Source organism: Mycobacterium sp. NGS50, from assembly GCF_059812545.1.
Window position 1 is genome coordinate 24,694 of record NZ_JCALCW010000022.1, and the last position, 19,345, is coordinate 44,038.

The 19,345-nt window shown below is 66.3% G+C and carries 15 protein-coding genes, 1 tRNA gene and 1 other RNA gene; 9 read left to right on the forward strand and 8 right to left on the reverse strand.

The window, feature by feature from the left end:
• Positions 1–2: 2 nt before the first annotated feature.
• A complete protein-coding gene (locus AC5Y36_RS16335; RefSeq protein ID WP_500041979.1) occupies positions 3–440 on the reverse strand; it encodes an SRPBCC family protein in 438 nt (145 codons plus the stop codon).
• A gap of 93 nt (positions 441–533) precedes the next feature.
• Here AC5Y36_RS16335 and AC5Y36_RS16340 point away from each other — a divergent pair, with 93 nt between their 5' ends.
• Entirely contained in the window at positions 534–1,913 is a 1,380-nt protein-coding gene (locus AC5Y36_RS16340) for an FAD-binding oxidoreductase (protein WP_500041980.1), read from the forward strand.
• Entirely contained in the window at positions 1,910–3,223 is a 1,314-nt protein-coding gene (locus AC5Y36_RS16345) for a class I SAM-dependent methyltransferase (protein WP_500041981.1), read from the forward strand. The genes AC5Y36_RS16340 and AC5Y36_RS16345 overlap by 4 nt, the downstream gene beginning before the upstream one ends.
• 106 nt (positions 3,224–3,329) lie before the next feature.
• Here the strand turns inward: AC5Y36_RS16345 and AC5Y36_RS16350 are convergent, their stop codons facing one another.
• The 4 genes from AC5Y36_RS16350 to ffs all read right to left on the reverse strand — a co-directional run bounded on the left by AC5Y36_RS16350 (position 3,330) and on the right by ffs (position 8,000).
• Complete coding sequence (locus tag AC5Y36_RS16350; RefSeq protein ID WP_500041982.1) at positions 3,330–4,544, reverse strand: FAD-dependent oxidoreductase; 1,215 nt, start codon at positions 4,542–4,544, stop codon at positions 3,330–3,332.
• A gap of 9 nt (positions 4,545–4,553) precedes the next feature.
• Complete coding sequence (locus AC5Y36_RS16355; RefSeq protein WP_500041983.1) at positions 4,554–6,440, reverse strand: DNA polymerase III subunits gamma/tau; 1,887 nt, start codon at positions 6,438–6,440, stop codon at positions 4,554–4,556.
• A 119-nt stretch (positions 6,441–6,559) separates the two neighbouring features.
• The gene (locus tag AC5Y36_RS16360; protein ID WP_500042030.1) at positions 6,560–7,837 is read right to left on the reverse strand and encodes an aspartate aminotransferase type Ic; all 1,278 of its coding nucleotides are present in this window, start codon (positions 7,835–7,837) and stop codon (positions 6,560–6,562) included.
• 68 nt (positions 7,838–7,905) lie between these two features.
• Positions 7,906–8,000: signal recognition particle sRNA small type (gene ffs, locus AC5Y36_RS16365), an RNA gene on the reverse strand.
• 68 nt (positions 8,001–8,068) lie between these two features.
• On the opposite strand from ffs, the gene AC5Y36_RS16370 reads away from it, so the two are divergent.
• Positions 8,069–8,154: transfer RNA gene (locus AC5Y36_RS16370), tRNA-Ser, on the forward strand.
• Between the two features lie 86 nt (positions 8,155–8,240).
• Entirely contained in the window at positions 8,241–9,002 is a 762-nt protein-coding gene (lucA, locus tag AC5Y36_RS16375) for a lipid uptake coordinator LucA (protein WP_500041984.1), read from the forward strand.
• A 9-nt stretch (positions 9,003–9,011) separates the two neighbouring features.
• Here lucA and AC5Y36_RS16380 read toward each other — a convergent pair whose 3' ends face one another.
• A complete protein-coding gene (locus AC5Y36_RS16380; protein ID WP_500041985.1) occupies positions 9,012–9,224 on the reverse strand; it encodes a hypothetical protein in 213 nt (70 codons plus the stop codon).
• Between the two features lie 66 nt (positions 9,225–9,290).
• Here AC5Y36_RS16380 and AC5Y36_RS16385 point away from each other — a divergent pair, with 66 nt between their 5' ends.
• From AC5Y36_RS16385 to AC5Y36_RS16405, 5 genes are all read left to right on the forward strand, one after another.
• The gene (locus tag AC5Y36_RS16385; protein WP_500041986.1) at positions 9,291–10,322 is read left to right on the forward strand and encodes an ATP-dependent DNA ligase; all 1,032 of its coding nucleotides are present in this window, start codon (positions 9,291–9,293) and stop codon (positions 10,320–10,322) included.
• Positions 10,322–11,347 carry a non-homologous end-joining DNA ligase gene (ligD, locus tag AC5Y36_RS16390; RefSeq protein WP_500041987.1) on the forward strand — a complete coding sequence of 342 codons (1,026 nt, stop codon included), beginning with the start codon at positions 10,322–10,324 and terminating at the stop codon, positions 11,345–11,347. Before AC5Y36_RS16385 ends, ligD begins: the two co-directional genes overlap by 1 nt.
• Before the next feature lie 128 nt (positions 11,348–11,475).
• Entirely contained in the window at positions 11,476–11,904 is a 429-nt protein-coding gene (locus tag AC5Y36_RS16395; protein ID WP_500041988.1) for an MmpS family transport accessory protein, read from the forward strand.
• The gene (locus AC5Y36_RS16400; protein ID WP_500041989.1) at positions 11,901–14,789 is read left to right on the forward strand and encodes an MMPL/RND family transporter; all 2,889 of its coding nucleotides are present in this window, start codon (positions 11,901–11,903) and stop codon (positions 14,787–14,789) included. Before AC5Y36_RS16395 ends, AC5Y36_RS16400 begins: the two co-directional genes overlap by 4 nt.
• 279 nt (positions 14,790–15,068) lie before the next feature.
• Positions 15,069–15,935 carry a hypothetical protein gene (locus AC5Y36_RS16405; protein WP_500041990.1) on the forward strand — a complete coding sequence of 289 codons (867 nt, stop codon included), beginning with the start codon at positions 15,069–15,071 and terminating at the stop codon, positions 15,933–15,935.
• A gap of 75 nt (positions 15,936–16,010) precedes the next feature.
• Here the strand turns inward: AC5Y36_RS16405 and AC5Y36_RS16410 are convergent, their stop codons facing one another.
• A complete protein-coding gene (locus tag AC5Y36_RS16410) occupies positions 16,011–18,896 on the reverse strand; it encodes an MMPL/RND family transporter (RefSeq protein WP_500041991.1) in 2,886 nt (961 codons plus the stop codon).
• Positions 18,893–19,336, reverse strand: a complete 444-nt coding sequence (locus tag AC5Y36_RS16415; protein WP_500041992.1) for an MmpS family transport accessory protein — start codon at positions 19,334–19,336, stop codon at positions 18,893–18,895. The genes AC5Y36_RS16410 and AC5Y36_RS16415 overlap by 4 nt, the downstream gene beginning before the upstream one ends.
• Between the last annotated feature and the right edge of the window lie 9 nt (positions 19,337–19,345).

Consider the following 19,345-nt stretch of genomic DNA (forward strand, 5'->3'; position numbering starts at 1 on the left):
GGCTAGCCTTCGACCTGCTTCTTCAGGTTGGCCAGCACCTCACCCTGAATCCGCTTCAACCCCAGCGGCGCGAACGTCTTCTCGAAGAAGCCCTTGACGCCGCCGGCGCCGGTCCAGGTGGTCTTCATGCTGACGGTGGAACCCTCGCCGGCCGGTGACACCGTCCAGTTGATCACCATGGTGGAGTTGGCGTCTTTTTCGATGACGGTGTGCCCGGCGACGTCGACGTTGGCCTGCACCTCACGCACCCGCGATTTGGTGGCCTGCAGCTTCCAGGTGGCGACGGTGCCGCGGCCCTGGCCACCCTCGAGCACCCGGTAGGCGCTGTAGGCGTCCGACAGAATCTTCGGACGCACCTGCTGGTAGTCGCTGATCGCGTCGAGCACCGCCGCGGGCTCGGCGTTGATCAACACGCTGCTGGCTGCACTGACCTGTCCCATCAGGCAAAACTCCTGTCATTGTGGTCTGCAGACCTGGTGCGGCGCGTCGCTGCGTCCGTGCACCGGCTGCTATCGCGGACTAGCGTATATGTAGTGGCTGTTCGTGCAGGTGGCCCGTCCGCATCGCACGCCGCGGGAGTCCAGCGTCTGCTGGAGAGCTACCGATCCGTCCCCGCGACGGCGTCGGTGCGGTTGGCCAAACCCACCTCGAACCTGTTTCGGGCTCGTTCGACACCCGACGCGCCGGGACTGGACACCTCCGGGCTGACCGGGGTCATCTCGGTCGACCCCGATGCCCGCACCGCCGATGTCGCCGGCATGTGCACCTACGAGCATCTGGTGGCGGCGACGCTGCCCTACGGATTGTCACCGCTGGTGGTGCCGCAGCTGAAAACCATCACCCTCGGCGGCGCCGTCACCGGGCTGGGCATCGAATCGGCGTCGTTCCGCAACGGTCTGCCGCATGAATCGGTGCTGGAGATGGACGTGCTGACCGGCGCCGGCGAGCTGCTGACCATATCGCGTGAGCAGCACCCGGACCTGTTTCGCGCCTTCCCGAACTCCTACGGAACCCTGGGCTATTCGACCAGGCTGCGCATCGAGCTGGAAGCCGTCAAACCGTTCGTTGCGCTGCGCCATATCCGGTTCACGTCGGTGCGCGACCTGCTTCAGTGCATGGAGCGCATCATCGACACCGGCGGGTTCGACGGCGTCACGGTCGACTACCTGGACGCCGTGGTGTTCGGCGCCGGCGAAACGTACCTGTGCGTGGGCGCGCAGACCAGCCGGTCAGGCCCGGTCAGCGACTACACCGGCCGGCGGATCTATTACCGCTCGATCCAGCACGAAGCCGGTGTCACCGACGACCGGCTGACCATCCATGACTATCTGTGGCGCTGGGACACCGACTGGTTCTGGTGTTCGGCCGCCTTCGGTGTACAGAATCCGCGGCTGCGGCGGTTCTGGCCGCGCCGGCTCAAGCGCAGCAGCGTCTACTCGAAGCTGATCGCCTATGACCGGCGCTTCCACATCGCCGACCGGATCGAGGCGCGGCACGGTCGGCCGCCGCGCGAACGCGTGGTGCAGGACATCGAACTGCCCATCGAACGCTCCGCCGAATTCCTGGAATGGTTCCTGCGCACCGTGCCCATCACACCGATCTGGCTGTGCCCGCTGCGGCTGCGCGACCCCGAACCCTGGCCGCTGTATCCGATCCGGCCCGGCCGCAGCTACGTCAACGTCGGCTTCTGGTCGTCGGTGCCGGCAGGGCCGACCGCGGGTGCGACGAACCGGTTGATCGAAACGACCGTCGACGAGCTGGGCGGACACAAGTCGCTGTACTCGGACTCCTATTACAGCCGGGAGGAGTTTGACGAGCGCTACGGCGGGGAAACGTACAAGGCAGTCAAGAAGTGCTACGACCCCGATTCGCGGCTCCTGGATCTCTACGGAAAGGCGGTGCAGCGGCGATGACCACCTTCCGGGAACATTCCCACACCGATACCGGCAAACTGCCCCTGGCGCACATCTTGGAGATGTGTGCCGCCGACGGTCGGCTGCCGTTGAAGTTCACCGCCTACGACGGCAGCAGTGCCGGACCCGACGACGCCGAGCTGGGGCTGGATCTGCTCACCTCGCGCGGCACCACCTACCTGGCCACCGCGCCCGGCGACCTGGGCTTGGCGCGCGCCTATGTCTCCGGTGACCTCGAGATGCACGGCGTGCACCCGGGCGATCCCTACCGGCTGCTGCGGACGCTGACCGACAACCTGCACTTCAAGCTGCCGCCGGCCCGGATGCTGGCCAACATCATCCGATCGATCGGCCTTGAGCATCTGGTGCCCATCGCACCGCCGCCGCAGGAAACCCCACCCCGCTGGCGGCGTATCGCCGAGGGCCTCCGGCATTCCAGGACCCGCGACGCCGATGCCATCCACCATCACTACGACGTGTCGAACACCTTCTACGAATGGGTGCTGGGACCGTCGATGACCTACACGTGCGCGGTGTATCCGGCCCCTGACGCGAGTCTGGAAGAGGCGCAGGAGAACAAGTACCGGTTGGTCTTCGACAAGTTGCGGCTGCAGCCCGGCGACCGGCTGCTCGATGTGGGCTGCGGCTGGGGCGGCATGGTGCGTTACGCCGCTCGCCACGGCGTGCGTGCCATCGGGGCGACGCTGTCCGCCGAGCAGGCGGAGTGGGCGTCCCGTGCCATTGAGGCCGACGGACTCTCGGCGCTGGCCGAGGTGCGGCACGGCGACTACCGCGACGTCACCGAGACGGGGTTTGACGCCGTCTCGTCGATCGGGCTTACCGAGCACATCGGGGTGGCGAACTATCCTGGGTACTTCGGTTTCCTGAAGTCGAAGCTGCGCCACGGCGGCCTGCTGCTCAACCACTGCATCACCCGTCACGACAACAAGTCCGCCTACAGCGCCGGCAGTTTCATCGACCGCTACGTCTTCCCCGACGGGGAGCTGACCGGTTCGGGCCGGATCATCACCGCGATCCAGGATGCCGGGCTGGAGGTGTTGCACGACGAGAACATCCGCCACCACTACGAGCTGACGTTGCGTGACTGGTGCCGCAATCTGGTTGACCACTGGGAAGAAGCCGTCGCCGAGGTGGGGTTGGCCACGGCCAAAGTCTGGGGTTTGTACATGGCCGGTTCGCGGGTCGGCTTCGAGCAGAACGCGATTCAGCTGCACCAGGTGTTGGCGGTCAACACCGGCGCCGACGGCGGTGACGGCGGACTGCCGCTGCGGCCCTGGTGGCAGCCATAGCGGTGATCGCAAGCGCGGCGAAGCCGGGTGCAGCGGGTCACCGCCATCAGCCCTAGCGGTGATCGCAAGCGCGGCGAAGCCGGGTGCAGCGGGTCACCGCCATCAGCTAACGGCGGGCGAACGCGGGCGCACGTTCCGGGCGAACGCCGACCCCTACGAAGTAGGCGGGCAGCGCCGACAGCCACGGCAGTCGTTGCATCACGGCGAACAGCGCCGGCGGCGGGGTGAAGTCCGCGCCGCGCAGCAGCGGACCGAGCAGCTGGCGGTGCAGGATGCGCTGCACCGCTTGGGTCACCGCGGTGGGCAGCGCCCGGCGCCGACGCACCGCCGCCAGATCACGAACGCTGACCCGGTGCCGTCGCAGCGGTTCGGCGAGCAACGTCGCGGCCGCGACCGCGTCCTGGACCGCCAGATTGATGCCGACGCCGCCCACCGGCGACATCGCGTGCGCGGCATCGCCGATGCACAGCAAGCCCTCGGTGTGCCAGCGCCGCAGCCGATTGACCCGCACGTCAAGGTGTTTGACGTCATCCATCGACTCCAGCGCCGTCACCGTGTCCGCCGCTTCCGGGATGAGGTCGGCGACATCGCGACGAAACGCCTGCACGCCTCGCTGTCGCAGCTGGGCGTCGCCGCCCTTGGCGCCGAGGTATGCGACCTGGAAATAGCCCTGGCGCGGGATCAGGATGGCGGCCTTGCCCCGCGCGATGCGAGGCACCAGGGTGAATTCGGCGGCGCCGGTTCGCGGCAGCCGAAACCACCAGACGTCGAAGTTCACCGGGAACTCGCGGGCCTTCAGCCCCGCCACCCCTCGCGCGATCGACCACCGGCCGTCGCAGGCCACGGTCAGCTCGGCCCGCAGTTCACCCGCGCCGTCGCAATCTCGGTAGCGCACACCGGTTATCCGATCGGACTCCGTCAGCAATCCGGTGACTTCGGTGTTCATCCGCAGCGTGAAGCTCGGTTCGGCGCGGGCCGCCTCGGCGAGCAGGTCCAGCAGATCCCACTGCGGCACCATCGCGACGAACGGGTGCGGCTGGCGCAGCCGCTCGAAGTCGACGAAGGTCGCCGACCGCCCGCCGAACTCCAGCCGCCCCTGCCGGATTTCGCTGTAGGGCAGTTTCGCGAAACGCTCCCACAAACCCAGCTCGTCGAGCAGCCGAAGCGTGGTGGGATGCACGGTGTCGCCGCGGAAGTCGCGCAGGAAGTCGCCGTGCTTCTCCATCACGGTGACCTGCACGCCGGCACGCGCCAGAAGCAGCCCCAGGATCATCCCGGCGGGACCGCCTCCGATGATCGCGCAGGTGGTCGTCTGCTTCATTGCAGCTCCCTAGCCGTTGTCGATAGGGCGGGCACCCAGCTCGTTTTGCAGCAGTTCCAGCGCGACCTCTTCGGGGTCGCGGCGAGGTGCCGACGGGTCACCGCGCTCGGCTTCCGCCTCGGCCAGCATGGCTTCTTCGTCGGCACTCTGCGTGGGATTCACCGGTGCCGCCGCCGCGGCAGCCGGCGCCACGCCGGCGGCCGACGGCGAGCCGGCGTCGCAGCGAACCCGCCAGTTCACCCCGAGAGCGTCTTTGAGTGCGTCGACGATGACGTCGGTATTGCGCTGTTCGCAGAGCCGTTTGGCCAGTGGGGCCGATTCGTGGGTCAACACCAGCGTGTTGCCTTCGACCGCGTGCACGGTGGCGCCGGCCAACATGACCTCGGTGGTGCGGCTACGTTGGCGCACCTTGTCGCGCACCGTCGGCCACATGGTGCGTACCGCGGCCGCATCCGGTTCCCCGGGGACCGTGGGGGCCGGCGCTGCGGGCACGGGTGCGGCGGGCTGCTCCGGCGGCGGCGCGGGGGCAGGTTCTGGCTGCACCGCCGCGGGTGTGACCGGTTGAGGCGCAACGGGTTCGGGCGCGGGCGGTGCGGAGGGTTCGGTGGCGTTAGACGCCGACCGTCGGGCGAACTGGCGCCCCTCCGGAGGCGACGAGCGTTCACGTGAGGAGGGAGCCGGCGGCTCCGGACCCGCCGGGGGCGACGAACGCTCACGCGGCGCGGAGCCCGTCGGCAGCGACATGTCCAGCCGGCCCTCGATCCGCTCGATGCGTTGCAGCAGCGCGGCTTCGGAGTCACTGGCCGAGGGCAGCAGCAGTCGCGCGCAGACCACTTCCAGCAGTAGCCGCGGGGCGGTGGCCCCGCGCATCTCGCCCAGCCCGGCCTGCACCACCTCGGCGTAGCGGGTCAGCGTCGCGGTCCCCAGCCGTGCGGCCTGCTCGCGCATCCGGTCCAGCACGTCTTCGGGCGCGTCCACCACACCCTTGGCGACCGCGTCGGGAACCGCTTGCAGCACAATGAGATCGCGGAATCTTTCCAGCAGGTCGAGCGCGAATCGGCGCGGATCGTGTCCGGCGTCGATCACCGACTCCACCGCACCGAACAATGCCGCGGAATCACCGGCGGCCAGCGCGTCAACGGTGTCGTCGATCAACGCGATGTCGGTGGCCCCCAGCAGCCCGAGCGCCCGCTGGTAGGTGACCCGGTCGGCCTCGGCGCCGGCCAGCAGCTGGTCGAGCACCGACAGGGTGTCGCGGGGTGATCCGCCGCCGGCCCGGATCACCAGCGGGTACACCGCATCGTCGACGTTGACGGCTTCCTGGTCGCAGATCCGCTGGATCAAGGCACGCATGGTGCGCGGCGCCAGCAACCGGAACGGGTAGTGGTGGGTACGCGACCGGATGGTCGGCAGCACCTTCTCCGGCTCGGTGGTGGCGAACACGAAGATCAGATGCTCGGGTGGCTCCTCGACGATTTTGAGCAGTGCGTTGAAACCGGCGGTGGTCACCATGTGCGCCTCGTCGATGATGAAGATCCGATAGCGCGACTGGGCGGGGGCGTAGAACGCGCGGTCTCGCAGCTCGCGGGTGTCGTCGACACCGCCGTGGCTGGCGGCGTCGAGTTCGACGACGTCGACGTTGCCCGGCCCGTTGGGTGCCAGGGCCACGCACGACGGGCACTCGCCGCACGGGGTGGCCGTGGGGCCCTGCTCGCAGTTCAGCGAGCGGGCCAGGATGCGCGCCGACGACGTCTTGCCGCAGCCGCGCGGGCCGGAGAACAGGTAGGCGTGGTTGACCCGTCCGGCCGCCAACGCCGTGCACAGCGGGTCGGTGACATGCTCCTGCCCCACCACTTCGGCGAACGTCGCCGGTCGATACTTGCGGTAGAGGGCCACCTCAGCAGGCTACCGACGGGCGGCGACAGACATCTCGCTGGGCGCCGAGTGTGAACACAGGGCGCGATGCCGGCCGATTCACCGCCACCAGTTCACACTCGAGGAAAAACGTTGGGCGCTCAGGCGTTGAGCATGGCCTCGGTGCCGGCCAGCAGCGCGCAGGTCGCCAGCCCGTCGATCGCGTCCCGCAGCTCGGGCAGCGACGGGAAGCTGGGCGCGATGCGGATGTTCTTGTCGTCGGGGTCCTTGCGGTACGGGAACGACGCCCCCGCCTCGGTGACCGCGATCCCGGCGTCCTTGGCCAGCGCGACGGTGCGCCGCGCGGTGCCCGGCAACACGTCGAGGCTGATGAAGTAGCCGCCCTTGGGTTCGGTCCACGACGCGATCTTGGACTCCCCCAGCCGGCGTTCCAGGATCTCGAGGGCCGTCGCGAATTTCGGTGCCAGCAGCTGCTGGTGGCGGCGCATCTGCAGGCGCACCCCGTCGGCATCCCCGAAGAAACGCAGGTGGCGCAGCTGGTTGACCTTGTCCGGGCCGATCGACTTCTTCCCCGCGTACTGCAGATACCAGGCGATGTTGCCCAGTGATCCGCCGAAGAAGCTGACACCGGCCCCGGCGAACGTGATCTTCGAGGTGGAAGCGAACACGTAGGGCCGGTTCGGGTTGCCGGCTTTGGCGGCCAATCCGAGCACATCAACCTGGCGCGGGAAGTCCAACGTCAGGGTGTGCACCGCGTAGGCGTTGTCCCAGAACAGCCGGAAATCGCTGGCCGCGGTGCGCATCTGCACCAGCCGACGCACCGTCTCCCACGAATAGGTGACCCCGGTCGGGTTGGCGAACACCGGGACGCACCACATGCCCTTGATGGCGGGATCAGCGGCGACCAGTTCCTCGATCAGATCGACGTCGGGGCCGTCGTCGTAGGTCGGGACCGGCACCATCTCGACGCCCATCGTCTCGGTGATGGCGAAGTGCCGGTCATAGCCGGGAACCGGGCACAAGAACTTCACCACCGGCTCCTGGGCCCACGGCCGCGGAGAGTCCACCCCGCCGTGCAGCATCGAGAAGACGACGGCGTCGTGCATCATCTCCAGGCTGGCGTTGTTGCCGGCGATCAGGTTGGGCACCGGGATGGACAGCAGCTCGCCGAAGATGGCCCGAATCTCGGGCAGGCCGTGACCGCCGCCGTAGTTGCGGGTGTCGGTGCCGTCGCCGTCCCGGTAATCCTCCGTCCCGGGCAGACCCAGCAGCGCGTTGGACAGGTCCAGCTGCTGGGGTGACGGCTTGCCGCGGGTCAGGTCCAGCGCCAGCTTCTTGATCTGCAGATCCGCGTATTCGCGCTGGTGGAGAGCATGCTGAGCGGCGAGCTCCGCGGGGCTGAGGGTGCTGTAGGACACCATGGGCCTTTCACCGTCGAACGCCGCGAGTGATGGCAGCAGGACCGGACCGCACGCGGGCTCCGAATATTAGGGGACCCCGCGCACCCGCCAGAGCCCATTGACCCTTGCTGCCTTCCGGCCCTGGGGGAGTTCACAGGATGGACGCCGCGCGGGGTCCATCGGCGAGTGTAGTACCCGAGGATGCGACGACGGTTAGCCGTCCGAGCCGACTCCGCTACCATTGCCAGCGGAGGATTCGCCTAGTGGCCTATGGCGCTCGCCTGGAACGCGGGTTGGGTTAATAGCCCTCGCGGGTTCAAATCCCGCATCCTCCGCACGCGGTCCGGGGTGTGACCAGGCCTGATGCCCAGGTCGGGTCACACCCCGGATCAATCAAGCGCCGACGATCACGAGGAGAACTATGGGGCGCACGGTCGCCATTGTGTGGCACGCGTCGTTCTCGGTCATCGCCGCTGTCCTGTACTTCCTGTTCGTGTTGCCGCGCTGGTGGGAGCTGACCGACGAGACCCCGCACACGCTGGGGACCGCCCTGCGGATCGTGGCGGCGGCGCTGGTCGGTCTGGCCGCGTTGCCGGTGGTGTTCACCTGGCTGCGGAGCCGTCAGCCGGAGTTCGGCACCCCACAGCTGGCGCTGACGCTGCGGGTCGTCTCGATCGTGGGCCATGTGTTGGCCGGGCTGCTGATCGCCGGTGCGGCGATCAGTGAGATCTGGCTGTCGCTGGACAATGTCGGTCAGTGGCTGTTCGGGATCTACGGCGCGGCCGCCGCGGTCGCGCTGCTCGGGATCAGCGCGTTCTACCTGTCGTTTGTCGCCGAGCTGCCGCCCCCGCCGCCGACTCCGCTGAAACCCAAGAAACCCAAGAAGCCCAAGCAGAGCCGGCGCGGCCGCAAGGACGACGAGGAAGCCGCCGACGGCGAAACGGCCGAGGACACGCAAGACGCCGAAGAAGCCGAAGCGGCCGAGGAAGCGACAGAAACCGCGGACGCCGAGGCAACGGCCGAGTCCGAGGATGCCGAGGACACCGAGGACACGGCCGAAACCACGGAAATCAGCTCCGAGGACGCGCCGGCCAAGACCGGCCGACTGAAGAACCGCCGCCCGTCGAGCAAAGTGAATCGTCGTAGCTCGACGAAATCGTCGGCGCCCGACGAGCCCAGCTGATCGGCGGACCTACCGCCAGGGCTTGCTCCAATGGCCCGGCGGCGGGACGAACGGCAGGTGCGCGACCTGCCCCGGCGGCACGATCTCGCCGTGGCCGGGCCCGGGAACCGGCGGGTTCGGGTACAACGGCTTGGCCTGCGCTTCGCCGGCCCCGAACCCGATCGCACCGAAACCAAGCGCCCCGGCAACCGCGGTAGCTATCAACGCGCTTTTTAGTTTCATAGACTAAGCATATCGTTTCGTCTCGTCCGTCGCGCTGGAAGGGCCTCCATCGGCCAGAATGGACGCGTGGATCTGCCCGTACAGCCGCCGGTCTCGCCGATGCTGGCCAAGGCGGCCGACCGGGTCCCCGACGAGACCGGGGCCTGGTCCTATGAGCCGAAGTGGGACGGATTCCGGGCGCTGGTGTTTCGCGACGGTGACGACGTGGTCCTGCAATCCCGCAACGGCAAGGAGCTGGGACGCTACTTCCCCGAACTGCTGACGGCGTTGCGGACCGAGGTGGCACCGCGCTGCGTGCTCGACGGGGAGGTCGTCGTCCCGCGCAAGGTCGACGGCCGCATCCGGTTGGACTGGGAGTCGCTGAGCCAACGCATCCATCCGGCGGCCAGCCGGGTGGCGATGCTCGCCGAGCAAACCCCGGCACACTTCATCGGTTTCGACGCGCTGGCCACCTCCTCGACGTCACTGCTGAACGAGCCGTTCCACGCGCGCCGCGAGGCACTCTCGCAACTGGTCGTCGGCGGTCAGTGGTGCCATGTCACCGGGGCAACCGAGAACCCGAAGCTGGGAGCGCACTGGCTGACCACCTTCGAGGGCGCCGGACTCGACGGCGTGATCGCCAAGCGCCTCGACGGGAGTTATCTGCCCGGCAAACGCGAAATGGTGAAGGTCAAACACCATCGCGACGCCGACTGCGTGGTGCTGGGCTACCGCATCCACAAGAGCGGCGAAGGGGTCGGATCCCTGCTGTTGGGTCTGTATTCCGACGCCGGTGAGCTGCAGATGGTCGGCGGGGCCGCCTCGTTCACCGTCAAAGACCGGCTCAAGCTGCTGGCCGACGTCGAGCCGCTGCGCATCGGTGACGACGTGGTCTACGACGGTGAGGCCAGCCGCTGGAACTCCGCCGCCGACAAGCGTTGGGTCCCGATCCAGCCGGACAAGGTGGCCGAGGTCGCCTACGACCAGATGGAAGGCATCCGTTTCCGGCATACGGTGCGCTTCGTGCGCTGGCGCCCCGACCGCGACCCGCGCGATTGCACCTTCGCCCAGCTCGACGTCCCATTGAACTACGACCTCTACGACGTCTTGGAATCGTGATGGCGGCCGGCAACGCGGAAGAACTCGACGTCGACGGCATCACCGTGCGGCTCACCAGCCCCGACAAGGTGTACTTCCCGCAACTCGGCTCGGCCGGCACCAAACGCCGCCTCATCGACTACTACCTCGCGGTCGCGGGCGGACCGATGCTGACGGCACTTCGCGACCGGCCCACCCATCTGCAACGGTTTCCCGACGGCATCGACGGTGAGGAGATCTATCAGAAGCGGATCCCACCGCACCATCCCGACTACCTGGAGACCTGCCGGATCACCTTCCCGTCCGGCCGCACCGCCGACGCACTGAAGGTGCACCACCCCGCCGCCATCATCTGGGCGGCACAGATGGGCACCATCACATTGCACCCCTGGCAGGTGCGCTGCCCCGACACCGAACACCCCGACGAGTTGCGGCTGGATCTGGACCCGCAGCCGGGAACCGGGTTCGCCGAGGCCCGCGCCGTCGCCGTGCAGGTGTTACGCCCACTACTCGACGAACTCGGGCTGGTCGGCTATCCGAAGACCTCCGGTGGTCGCGGCGTCCACGTCTACCTGCGGATCAAGGCCGACTGGGACTTCGTGCAGGTTCGCCGGGCCGGCATCGCGCTGGCCCGAGAGCTGGAGCGGCGTGCCCCCGACGCGGTGACCACCAGCTGGTGGAAGGAGGAGCGGGGGGCGCGGATCTTCGTCGACTTCAACCAGAACGCCCGCGACCGGACGATGGCGTCGGCGTACTCGGTGCGGCGCACCCCGATCGCGACCGTATCCACGCCGCTGAGTTGGGACGAACTGGCGACCGCCGATCCCGACGACTACACCATCGCGACCGTGCCCGACCTGATCCGCCGGCGCGACGACCCGTGGCGCGCCCTGGACGCGGTCGAGCAGTCGATCGAACCACTGCTGGACATGGTCGCCGCCGACGAGGCGCGCGGGCTCGGTGACCTGCCGTACCCGCCGAACTACCCCAAGATGCCCGGCGAACCCAAGCGGGTTCAGCCCAGCCGCGACACCGACCGAAAATAGTGACCTAGTCCGTATCGCAGGCCACCGGGTGGGCGGCGTCACAAAGTCGCTGAGCGATGTAGCAATAAGAACTTTGATCAACTAATCTATTGCGACGGTAAGAGCGACGGTAAGAGCTGGGGGTTTGGATGTTCCGCGTTGCCAGGCGGGCGTGGCTGCCGCTGCTCGTTGTCGCAGTCGTCGCCGTCGGCATCTTCATGGTGCATCGGATCCGCGGCTACGGCGACGCGAACGCCCACGCCGGCACCACCGAGGTGTATCAGGACACCAAGCCGTTTCACCCCAAAGTCGTGGTTTACGAGATCTTCGGTTCGGCGGGCCAAATCGCCGATGTCAACTACCTCGACCTCGACGCTCAGCCGCAGCGTCAGGACGCCGTCAGCCTGCCGTGGTCGCTGACCCTTTCGACCACGGACCCGGCGGTCAGCCCCACCATCGTCGCCCAAGGTCCGGGCAGCACCATCAGCTGCCGCATCACCGTCGACGGTGTGGTCAAGGATGAAAGGACGTCCGACGGCGTGCACGCCCAAACCTTCTGCCTGGTGAAGTCCGCATGACCCACCACCCCCACGACGCCCCGACCGAAGTGCTTCAGGTCGCCAAGCCCCCCGTACATGCCCGCATCCCGAAGTGGATCCGCCGGCTGGCGGTGCCGATCATCCTGGCCTGGGTGGGGCTCACCATGCTGCTCAACACCGCGGTGCCCCAACTGGACAAGGTTGGCGAGATGCGGGCGGTCGCGATGAGCCCTACCGATGCGCCGTCGATGAAGGCGATGAAGCGCATCGGCGCCGTGTTCCAGGAATTCAAGTCGGACAGCTCGGTGATGGTCGTGCTGGAAGGCGACCAACCGCTGGGTGACGAAGCCCACGCCTTCTACGACAAGCTCGTCGCCAAGCTGCGGGAAGACACCAAGCACGTCGAGCACATCCAGGACTTCTGGAGTGACCCGCTGACGGCGTCGGGCTCCCAAAGTCCCGACGGCAAGGCCGCCTACGTGCAGGTCAACCTGGCCGGTAACCAGGGCGAGACGCTGGCCAACGAGTCCGTCGACGCGGTGCGCGCCACGGTCGACGGCATCCCCGGCCCCGACGGTGTGAAGGCCTACGTGACCGGGGCTGCTGCTCTGACGGCCGATCAGCACCTCGCCGGTGACCGCAGCCTGAAACTGATCACTTCGCTGACGTTCCTGGTCATCATCGTCATGCTGCTGTTGGTCTACCGGTCCATCGCCACCGTGTTGCTGGTGCTGGTGATGGTGTTCATGGAGTTGGCCGCGGCCCGTGGCGTGATCGCATTCCTGGGCTACTACAACATCATCGGGCTGTCGACGTTCGCGGTGAACCTGCTTGTGACACTGGCCATTGCCGCCTCCACCGACTACGCCATCTTCCTGCTCGGCCGCTATCAGGAAGCACGCGGCGTCGGCGAAGACAAAGAGTCGGCGTTCTACACCATGTATCACGGGACGGCCCATGTGATTCTGGGTTCGGGCCTGACGATCGCCGGTGCAACGTTCTGCCTGCGTTTCACCCGGCTGCCGTATTTCCAATCGCTGGGGCTGCCGTTGGCCATCGGGATGACGGTCGTGGTGTTCGCCGCACTCACGATGGGCGCCGCGGTGGTCGCGGTGGCCAGCCGGTTCGGTCTGCTGGAACCCAAGCGGACCATGCGGATTCGGGGCTGGCGCAAGGTCGGCGCGCTGGTGACGCGGTGGCCGGGGGCCGTGTTGGTGGCCACCACCGCGGTGTGTCTGGTCGGGCTGCTGACCCTGCCCGGTTACCGGACCAACTACGACAACCGCCACTACCTACCCAAGGACATTCCGGCCAACGTGGGATATGGCGCGGCGGACCGGCACTTCTCCTCCGCCCGGATGAACCCCGAACTGCTGATGATCGAAACCGATCACGATATGCGCAATCCGGCCGACTTCTTGGTCATCAACCGGATCGCCAAGCGGGTCTTCGAAGTTCCGGGTCTGGCCCGGGTGCAGTCGATCACCCGGCCCCAAGGCACCCCGATCGAGCACACCTCGATCCCGTTCCTGATCAGCATGCAGGGCACGACTCAGAAGCTGAACGAGAAGTATCAGCAGGACATGATGGCCGACATGCTCAAGCAGGCCGATGACATGCAGACGACCGTCGACACGATGGAAAAGATGCAGAGCATCACCGAACAGATGGCGGCCACCACCCACAGCATGGTCACCAAGATGAAGAGCATGACGGTGGACGTGGCGCAGTTGCGGGACTACATCGCCAACTTCGACGATCAGTTCCGTCCGCTGCGCAACTACTTCTATTGGGAACCGCACTGTTTCGACATCCCGATGTGCAACGCGATCCGCTCGATCTTCGACGCGATGGACGGCATCGACCTGATGACCGAGGACATCCAGAGCATCATCCCGGACATGGAGCGGCTCGACACGCTCATGCCGCAGATGGTGGCGCTGATGCCCGACATGATCCGAACCATGAAGCATATGAAGACCTACATGCTGACCATGTATCAGACCCAGAAGGGTTTGCAGGATCAGAACACGGCGCAGATGGACAACGCGACGGCCCTGGGGAAGGCGTTCGACGAGTCCAAGAACGACGACTCGTTCTATCTGCCCCCGGAGGCCTTCGACAATCCCGACTTCAAACGCGGCATCAAGCAATTCCTGTCGCCCGACGGGCACGCGGTGCGTTTCATCATCTCCCATGAGGGCGACCCGATGTCGCCGGAAGGCATCGCGCACATCGATCCGATCAAGCGCGCGGTGCACGAGGCCATCAAGGGCACCCCGCTGGAGGGGTCCAAGGTTTATCTCGCCGGCAGCGCGTCGGTGTTCAACGACATGGCCCGGCTCTCGGCGTGGGATCTGCTGATCGCCGGGATCGCCTCGCTGTGCCTGATTTTCATCATCATGCTGATCATCACCCGTGCCGTCATCGCGTCGGCGGTGATCGTCGGCACCGTGCTGTTGTCGCTGGGCACGTCGTTCGGCCTGTCGGTACTCATCTGGCAGCACATCATCGGGCTCGAATTGCATTGGATGGTGCTGGCGATGTCGGTCATCATCCTGCTGGCCGTCGGCTCGGACTACAACCTGCTGCTGGTAGCGCGACTCAAAGAGGAGATCCACGCCGGCCTCAACACCGGCATCATCCGCGCCATGGGCGGCAGTGGGTCCGTTGTCACCTCGGCGGGTCTGGTGTTCGCGTTCACGATGATGGTGATGGCGGTCAGCGATCTGCGGATCATCGGACAGGTGGGCACCACCATCGGGTTGGGCCTGCTGGTGGACACCCTGGTGATCCGGTCGTTCATGACGCCGTCCATCGCCGCCTGGCTCGGCCGCTGGTTCTGGTGGCCGCAGCGGGTCCGCACCCGGCCACCGGCGCCGAAACTGCAACGGGATCTGGTCGAGGCGCTGCCGGTACGGTGAGCGCCGGCCGTCGGCCGACCCTCACCTGAGAGTGCCCATCCGTTGGATTGAAGCTTCTCTCAGAAACGAATTCCGGCACTTCTCGACCGTATGCGGGTTCGGCGCGCCCTGTCACCCACCCTGCTATCCCACCCGCCTGCGAAAACTCTCCGACACCGCGCACCGGATTGCCCCCTCCGGAACCATCAACTTGTTATTGACATGTGACCCGCATCACCCCTAGATTATTAACGTCTGAGAAATTCACAGGCTCAACCCCGTCTAGGGAAGGACGCAATCATGTCTCGTCGTTCCGCCATCCGGCTGCACCGCGGTGATCTCCACACCTCCACTTCCGTGGGCCGGCATCGATGGCTGACGCTCGGCGCCAGCGCAATGATTGCCAGTTCCGTGGTCGTCGGCCCAGGACTGGCCACCGGGCTGGTCGCCGCTCCGGCGGTACCCGCGGTGTCCGTGCAGGACGTGGCACTGACCGCCGACAGCGGTCTCGGCAGCATCCTCGACATGCTTGGTCTCGGCGATCTGACGGTGGGCGCCGCATTGGGGTTGGTCGGGCTGGACGCCGATGAGACGGTCGGCGGTGCGGTCGACAGCCTGCTGGGCAGCCTGGGCAGCACGTCGCTGGACAGCTTGCTGAGCTCGGTGGTTCCTGACATCTCGGTGGGAACCCTGCTGGGCTATGCGGGGCTGGAAGGAACCGACAGCCTGGGCAGCATGCTGGGCGAGATCAACGGCCTCATCAGCTGGACCGGTCTGGACCTCGGCAGCATATCGCTCGAGGACCTTCAGATGTGGCTCGGCTTCACCATTCCCGCGGATGACTTGACCAGCCTCGGCCTGACCGAAAGCTCGACGGTGGACGACATCCTCGGCTCAGACGCGGTGGGCGCAGCGCTGGGCCTGGACGGATCGTTGGGCGGCACCTCCTTCGACGATCTGCTGGGCGTGACCGACGACACGTCGCTGGCCGACATGGTGCTGGGCTTCATCGGCGTGAACGGCAGCCAGACCATCGGTGACGCGGTCGCGAGCCTGATGGGCCTGGACGCCGACACTACGCTGCTCACCATGCTGGGCGACGCGCTCGGTATCAGCGGCCTCGACGCCAGCACACCGCTGGTTGATCTGCTCGGCGGCTTGTTCTAAGGCCCGTCCACTGCCGCCGGCCCGGTGCACCCGCACCCGGCCGGCGGCAGTTGCCGTTTGCCCTCGCGATCCGCCCTACTGCGTCGACACCGGCAGTTCGGTGGTCACCGCGTCATCGGAACTCGTTGCACCCGTTCGTGCTTGGCGTGCCGGCTTGGACCGTACGTTCATCGGCCACCAGAACCAGCGGCCCAGCAGCGCCGCGATCGACGGCGTCATAAAGGAGCGCACCACCAGCGTGTCGAACAGCAGACCCAGCCCGATGGTGGTGCCCACCTGGGCGATGACTCGCAGGTCGCTGACCGCCATCGAGGCCATGGTGAAAGCGAACACCAAGCCCGCGGAGGTCACCACCTTGCCGGTGCCGCCCATGGCGCGGATGATGCCGGTGTTGAGTCCGGCGTGGATCTCCTCCTTGAACCGTGACACCAGCAGCAGGTTGTAGTCAGATCCCACTGCCAGCAGCACGATGACCGACATCGCCAGCACCATCCAGTTCAGCTCGATGCCCAGCACGTACTGCCATGCGAGCACTGAAAGGCCGAACGAGGCGCCCAGCGACAATGCCACCGTGCCCACGATGACCAACGCGGCGACCAGGCTGCGGGTGATGACGAGCATGATCATGAAGATCAGGCACAGCGCCGAGATCCCGGCGATCATCAGGTCGTACTTGTTGCCCTCGCTGATGTCTTTGAACGTCGAGGCGGTGCCCGCGAGCGAGATGGTGGCGTCCTCCAACGGAGTGCCCTTCACCGCCTCGATCGCCGCCTCTTTGATCGGGTTGACGTGGGCGATGCCCTCCGCGCTCATCGGGTCGCCGCGGTGCGACACGATCATCCGGACGGCTTTGCCGTCCGGAGACAGGAACATCTTGAGGCCGCGCTTGAAGTCCGGGTTGTCGAACACTTCCGGCGGCAGATAGAACGAGTCGTCGTTCTTGGACTCGTCGAACGCCTTGCCCATCGCCGTTGCGTCCGAGCTCATCTCGTCCATCTGGTTGTACATACCGGACATGGTGCTGTGCATGGTCAGCATCATCGTGCGCATGCTCTCCATGGTGGCGATCATCGGCGGCATGATCGTCAGCATCCGGGGGATCAACTCATCGAGGTGATCCATGTCGGGCAGGATCGACTGGATATCCTCGGTCATCAGGTCGATGCCGTCCATGGCGTCGAAGATCGAGCGGATCGCGAAGCACATCGGGATGTCGAAACAGTGTGGTTCCCAATAGAAGTAGTTGCGCAACGGCCTGAACTGGTCGTCGAAGTTGGCGATCTTGTTCCGCAGATCCTCCACGTCGACGACCATGCCGTGCATCTTGCCGACCATGCTGTGGGTGGTTTCCGCCATGCCACGGGTGACCTCGAGCATCTCCTTCATGCCATCCAGAGTGGTCTGCATATCGTCGGCCTGCGTTCGCATTTCGGCGATACGGTCCTTCATCAGCTTCATGTTCTGCAGCTGGCCCACGCCCTGCATGCTGATCAGGAACGGGATCGAGGTGTGCTCGATCGGGGTGCCTTGGGGCCGGGTGATCGCCTGCACGCGTGAAATCCCGGGAACCTGGAACACGGCCTTGGCGATCTTGTTGATCACCAGGAAGTCCGACGGATTACGCATGTCGTGGTCGGTTTCGATCAGCAGCATCTCCGGATTCATCCGAGATGTGTTGAAGTGCCGGTCCGCGGCCGCGAATCCCTCGTTGGCCGGAATGTCTGGCGGGACGAACTTGCGGTCGTCGTAGTCGGGGGTGTAGCCGGGCAGCGCCGCCAACCCGACGATGGCCACGCCCACCGAGGTGGCCAGCACCGGAAGGGGCCAGCGGACGATCATGGTCGCCACCCGGCGCCATCCGCGCGTGCTCATCTTGCGTTTGGGGTCGAACAGCCCGAACCGGCCGCCGACGGCGATCGCGGCCGGCCCCAACGTGAGTGCGACGGCGACACCCACCATGATGCCCACCGCGCACGGCACCCCGAGGGTCTGGAAGTAGGGCATCCGGGTGAAGCTCAGACAGTAGGTGGCGCCGGCGATGGTGAGCCCGGAGCCCAGGATCACGTGCGATGTTCCATGGAACATCGTGTAGTAGGCCGATTCCCGGTCCTCACCGGATTGGCGGGCTTCCTGGTATCGACCGAACAGGAAGATGCCGTAGTCGGTGCCTGCGGCGATCGCCAGCGAGGTGAGCAGGTTGGTGGCGAACGTCGACAGCCCGATGACGTGATAGTGCCCGAGCATGGCCACGATCCCGCGCGCGGCGGACAGCTCCAGGCCCACCATGACCAGCAGGACGACCACCGTGACGATGGAACGGTAGACCAGCAACAGCATGGTGATGATCACGGCGAACGTCACCACGGTGATCTTGACCATGGTCCGGTCGCCGGAATGTTGCACGTCGGCCTGCAGCGGTCCGAACCCGGTGAGGTACAGCTTGATTCCGTCCGGCGGCTTGGACTGGTCGACGATCTTCTGGACCGCTTCGACGGATTCGTTCGCCAACGATTCGCCCATGTTGCCGGCGAGGTTGAGCTGAACGTAGGCGGCCTTGCCGTCCTTGCTTTGGGCGGCGGACTCGGTGAGCGGGTCCCCCCAGAAATCCTGAATGTGCTGGACGTGTTTGGTATCGGCTTCCAGCCGCTTCATCAGGTCGTTGTAGTACTTGTGCGCCTCGGCGCCGAGCGGCTGTTCGCCTTCCAGCACGATCATGGCGACGTTGTCGGAATCAGATTCCTGGAACACCTTGCCCATTTGCTCCATGGCCTGCACCGACGGTGCATCCTTGGGGCTCATCGACACGGTGTTGGCCTTGGCCACTTCTTCCAGCGGCGGGACCGCGGTATTGACCAGGAACACCACCCCCAGCCAGGCGAGCAGGATCGGTACGGCCAAGCGGCGGATCCACCGGGCAATGGAGTCGGTGGCGTAGGCGGTGCGGGGCGGCAAGATACTCATGCGGACTTAACAAAGCAGTAGGTGTAGGCGTTCACTTCGTGCGAGGTTCTCTCGGCTTTGACTTCGCCGTCCGCGGTGATGCGGCAGCCCAACAGGTTGCTGTTGCCCTGCGCCAGGATATTTCCGGCCATCGACGGGGCGGTGGTGACGATGGTGAACGACCACGGCACCTCGGCCCCGTTGACCTGGTGCGGCTGGCCTTCTTCGTCGATGTAGTTGATGTCGGCGATCGTGCCGGGGGGACCGAAGATCTCGTAGGTGACCTTCTTGGGGTCGGAATTGTTCTCGTCGTCGGACATGCTGCCGGCATAGGTTTCCAGCTTGTGCGAGCCGAAGATGCCGCGGATGCGCATCACCGCGAACCCGCCGACGACGAGAACCACCACCAAGATCAACGGTATCCACGTCCGAGAGAGCACTCGGAACATCACCCGATCCATACGTTGCTC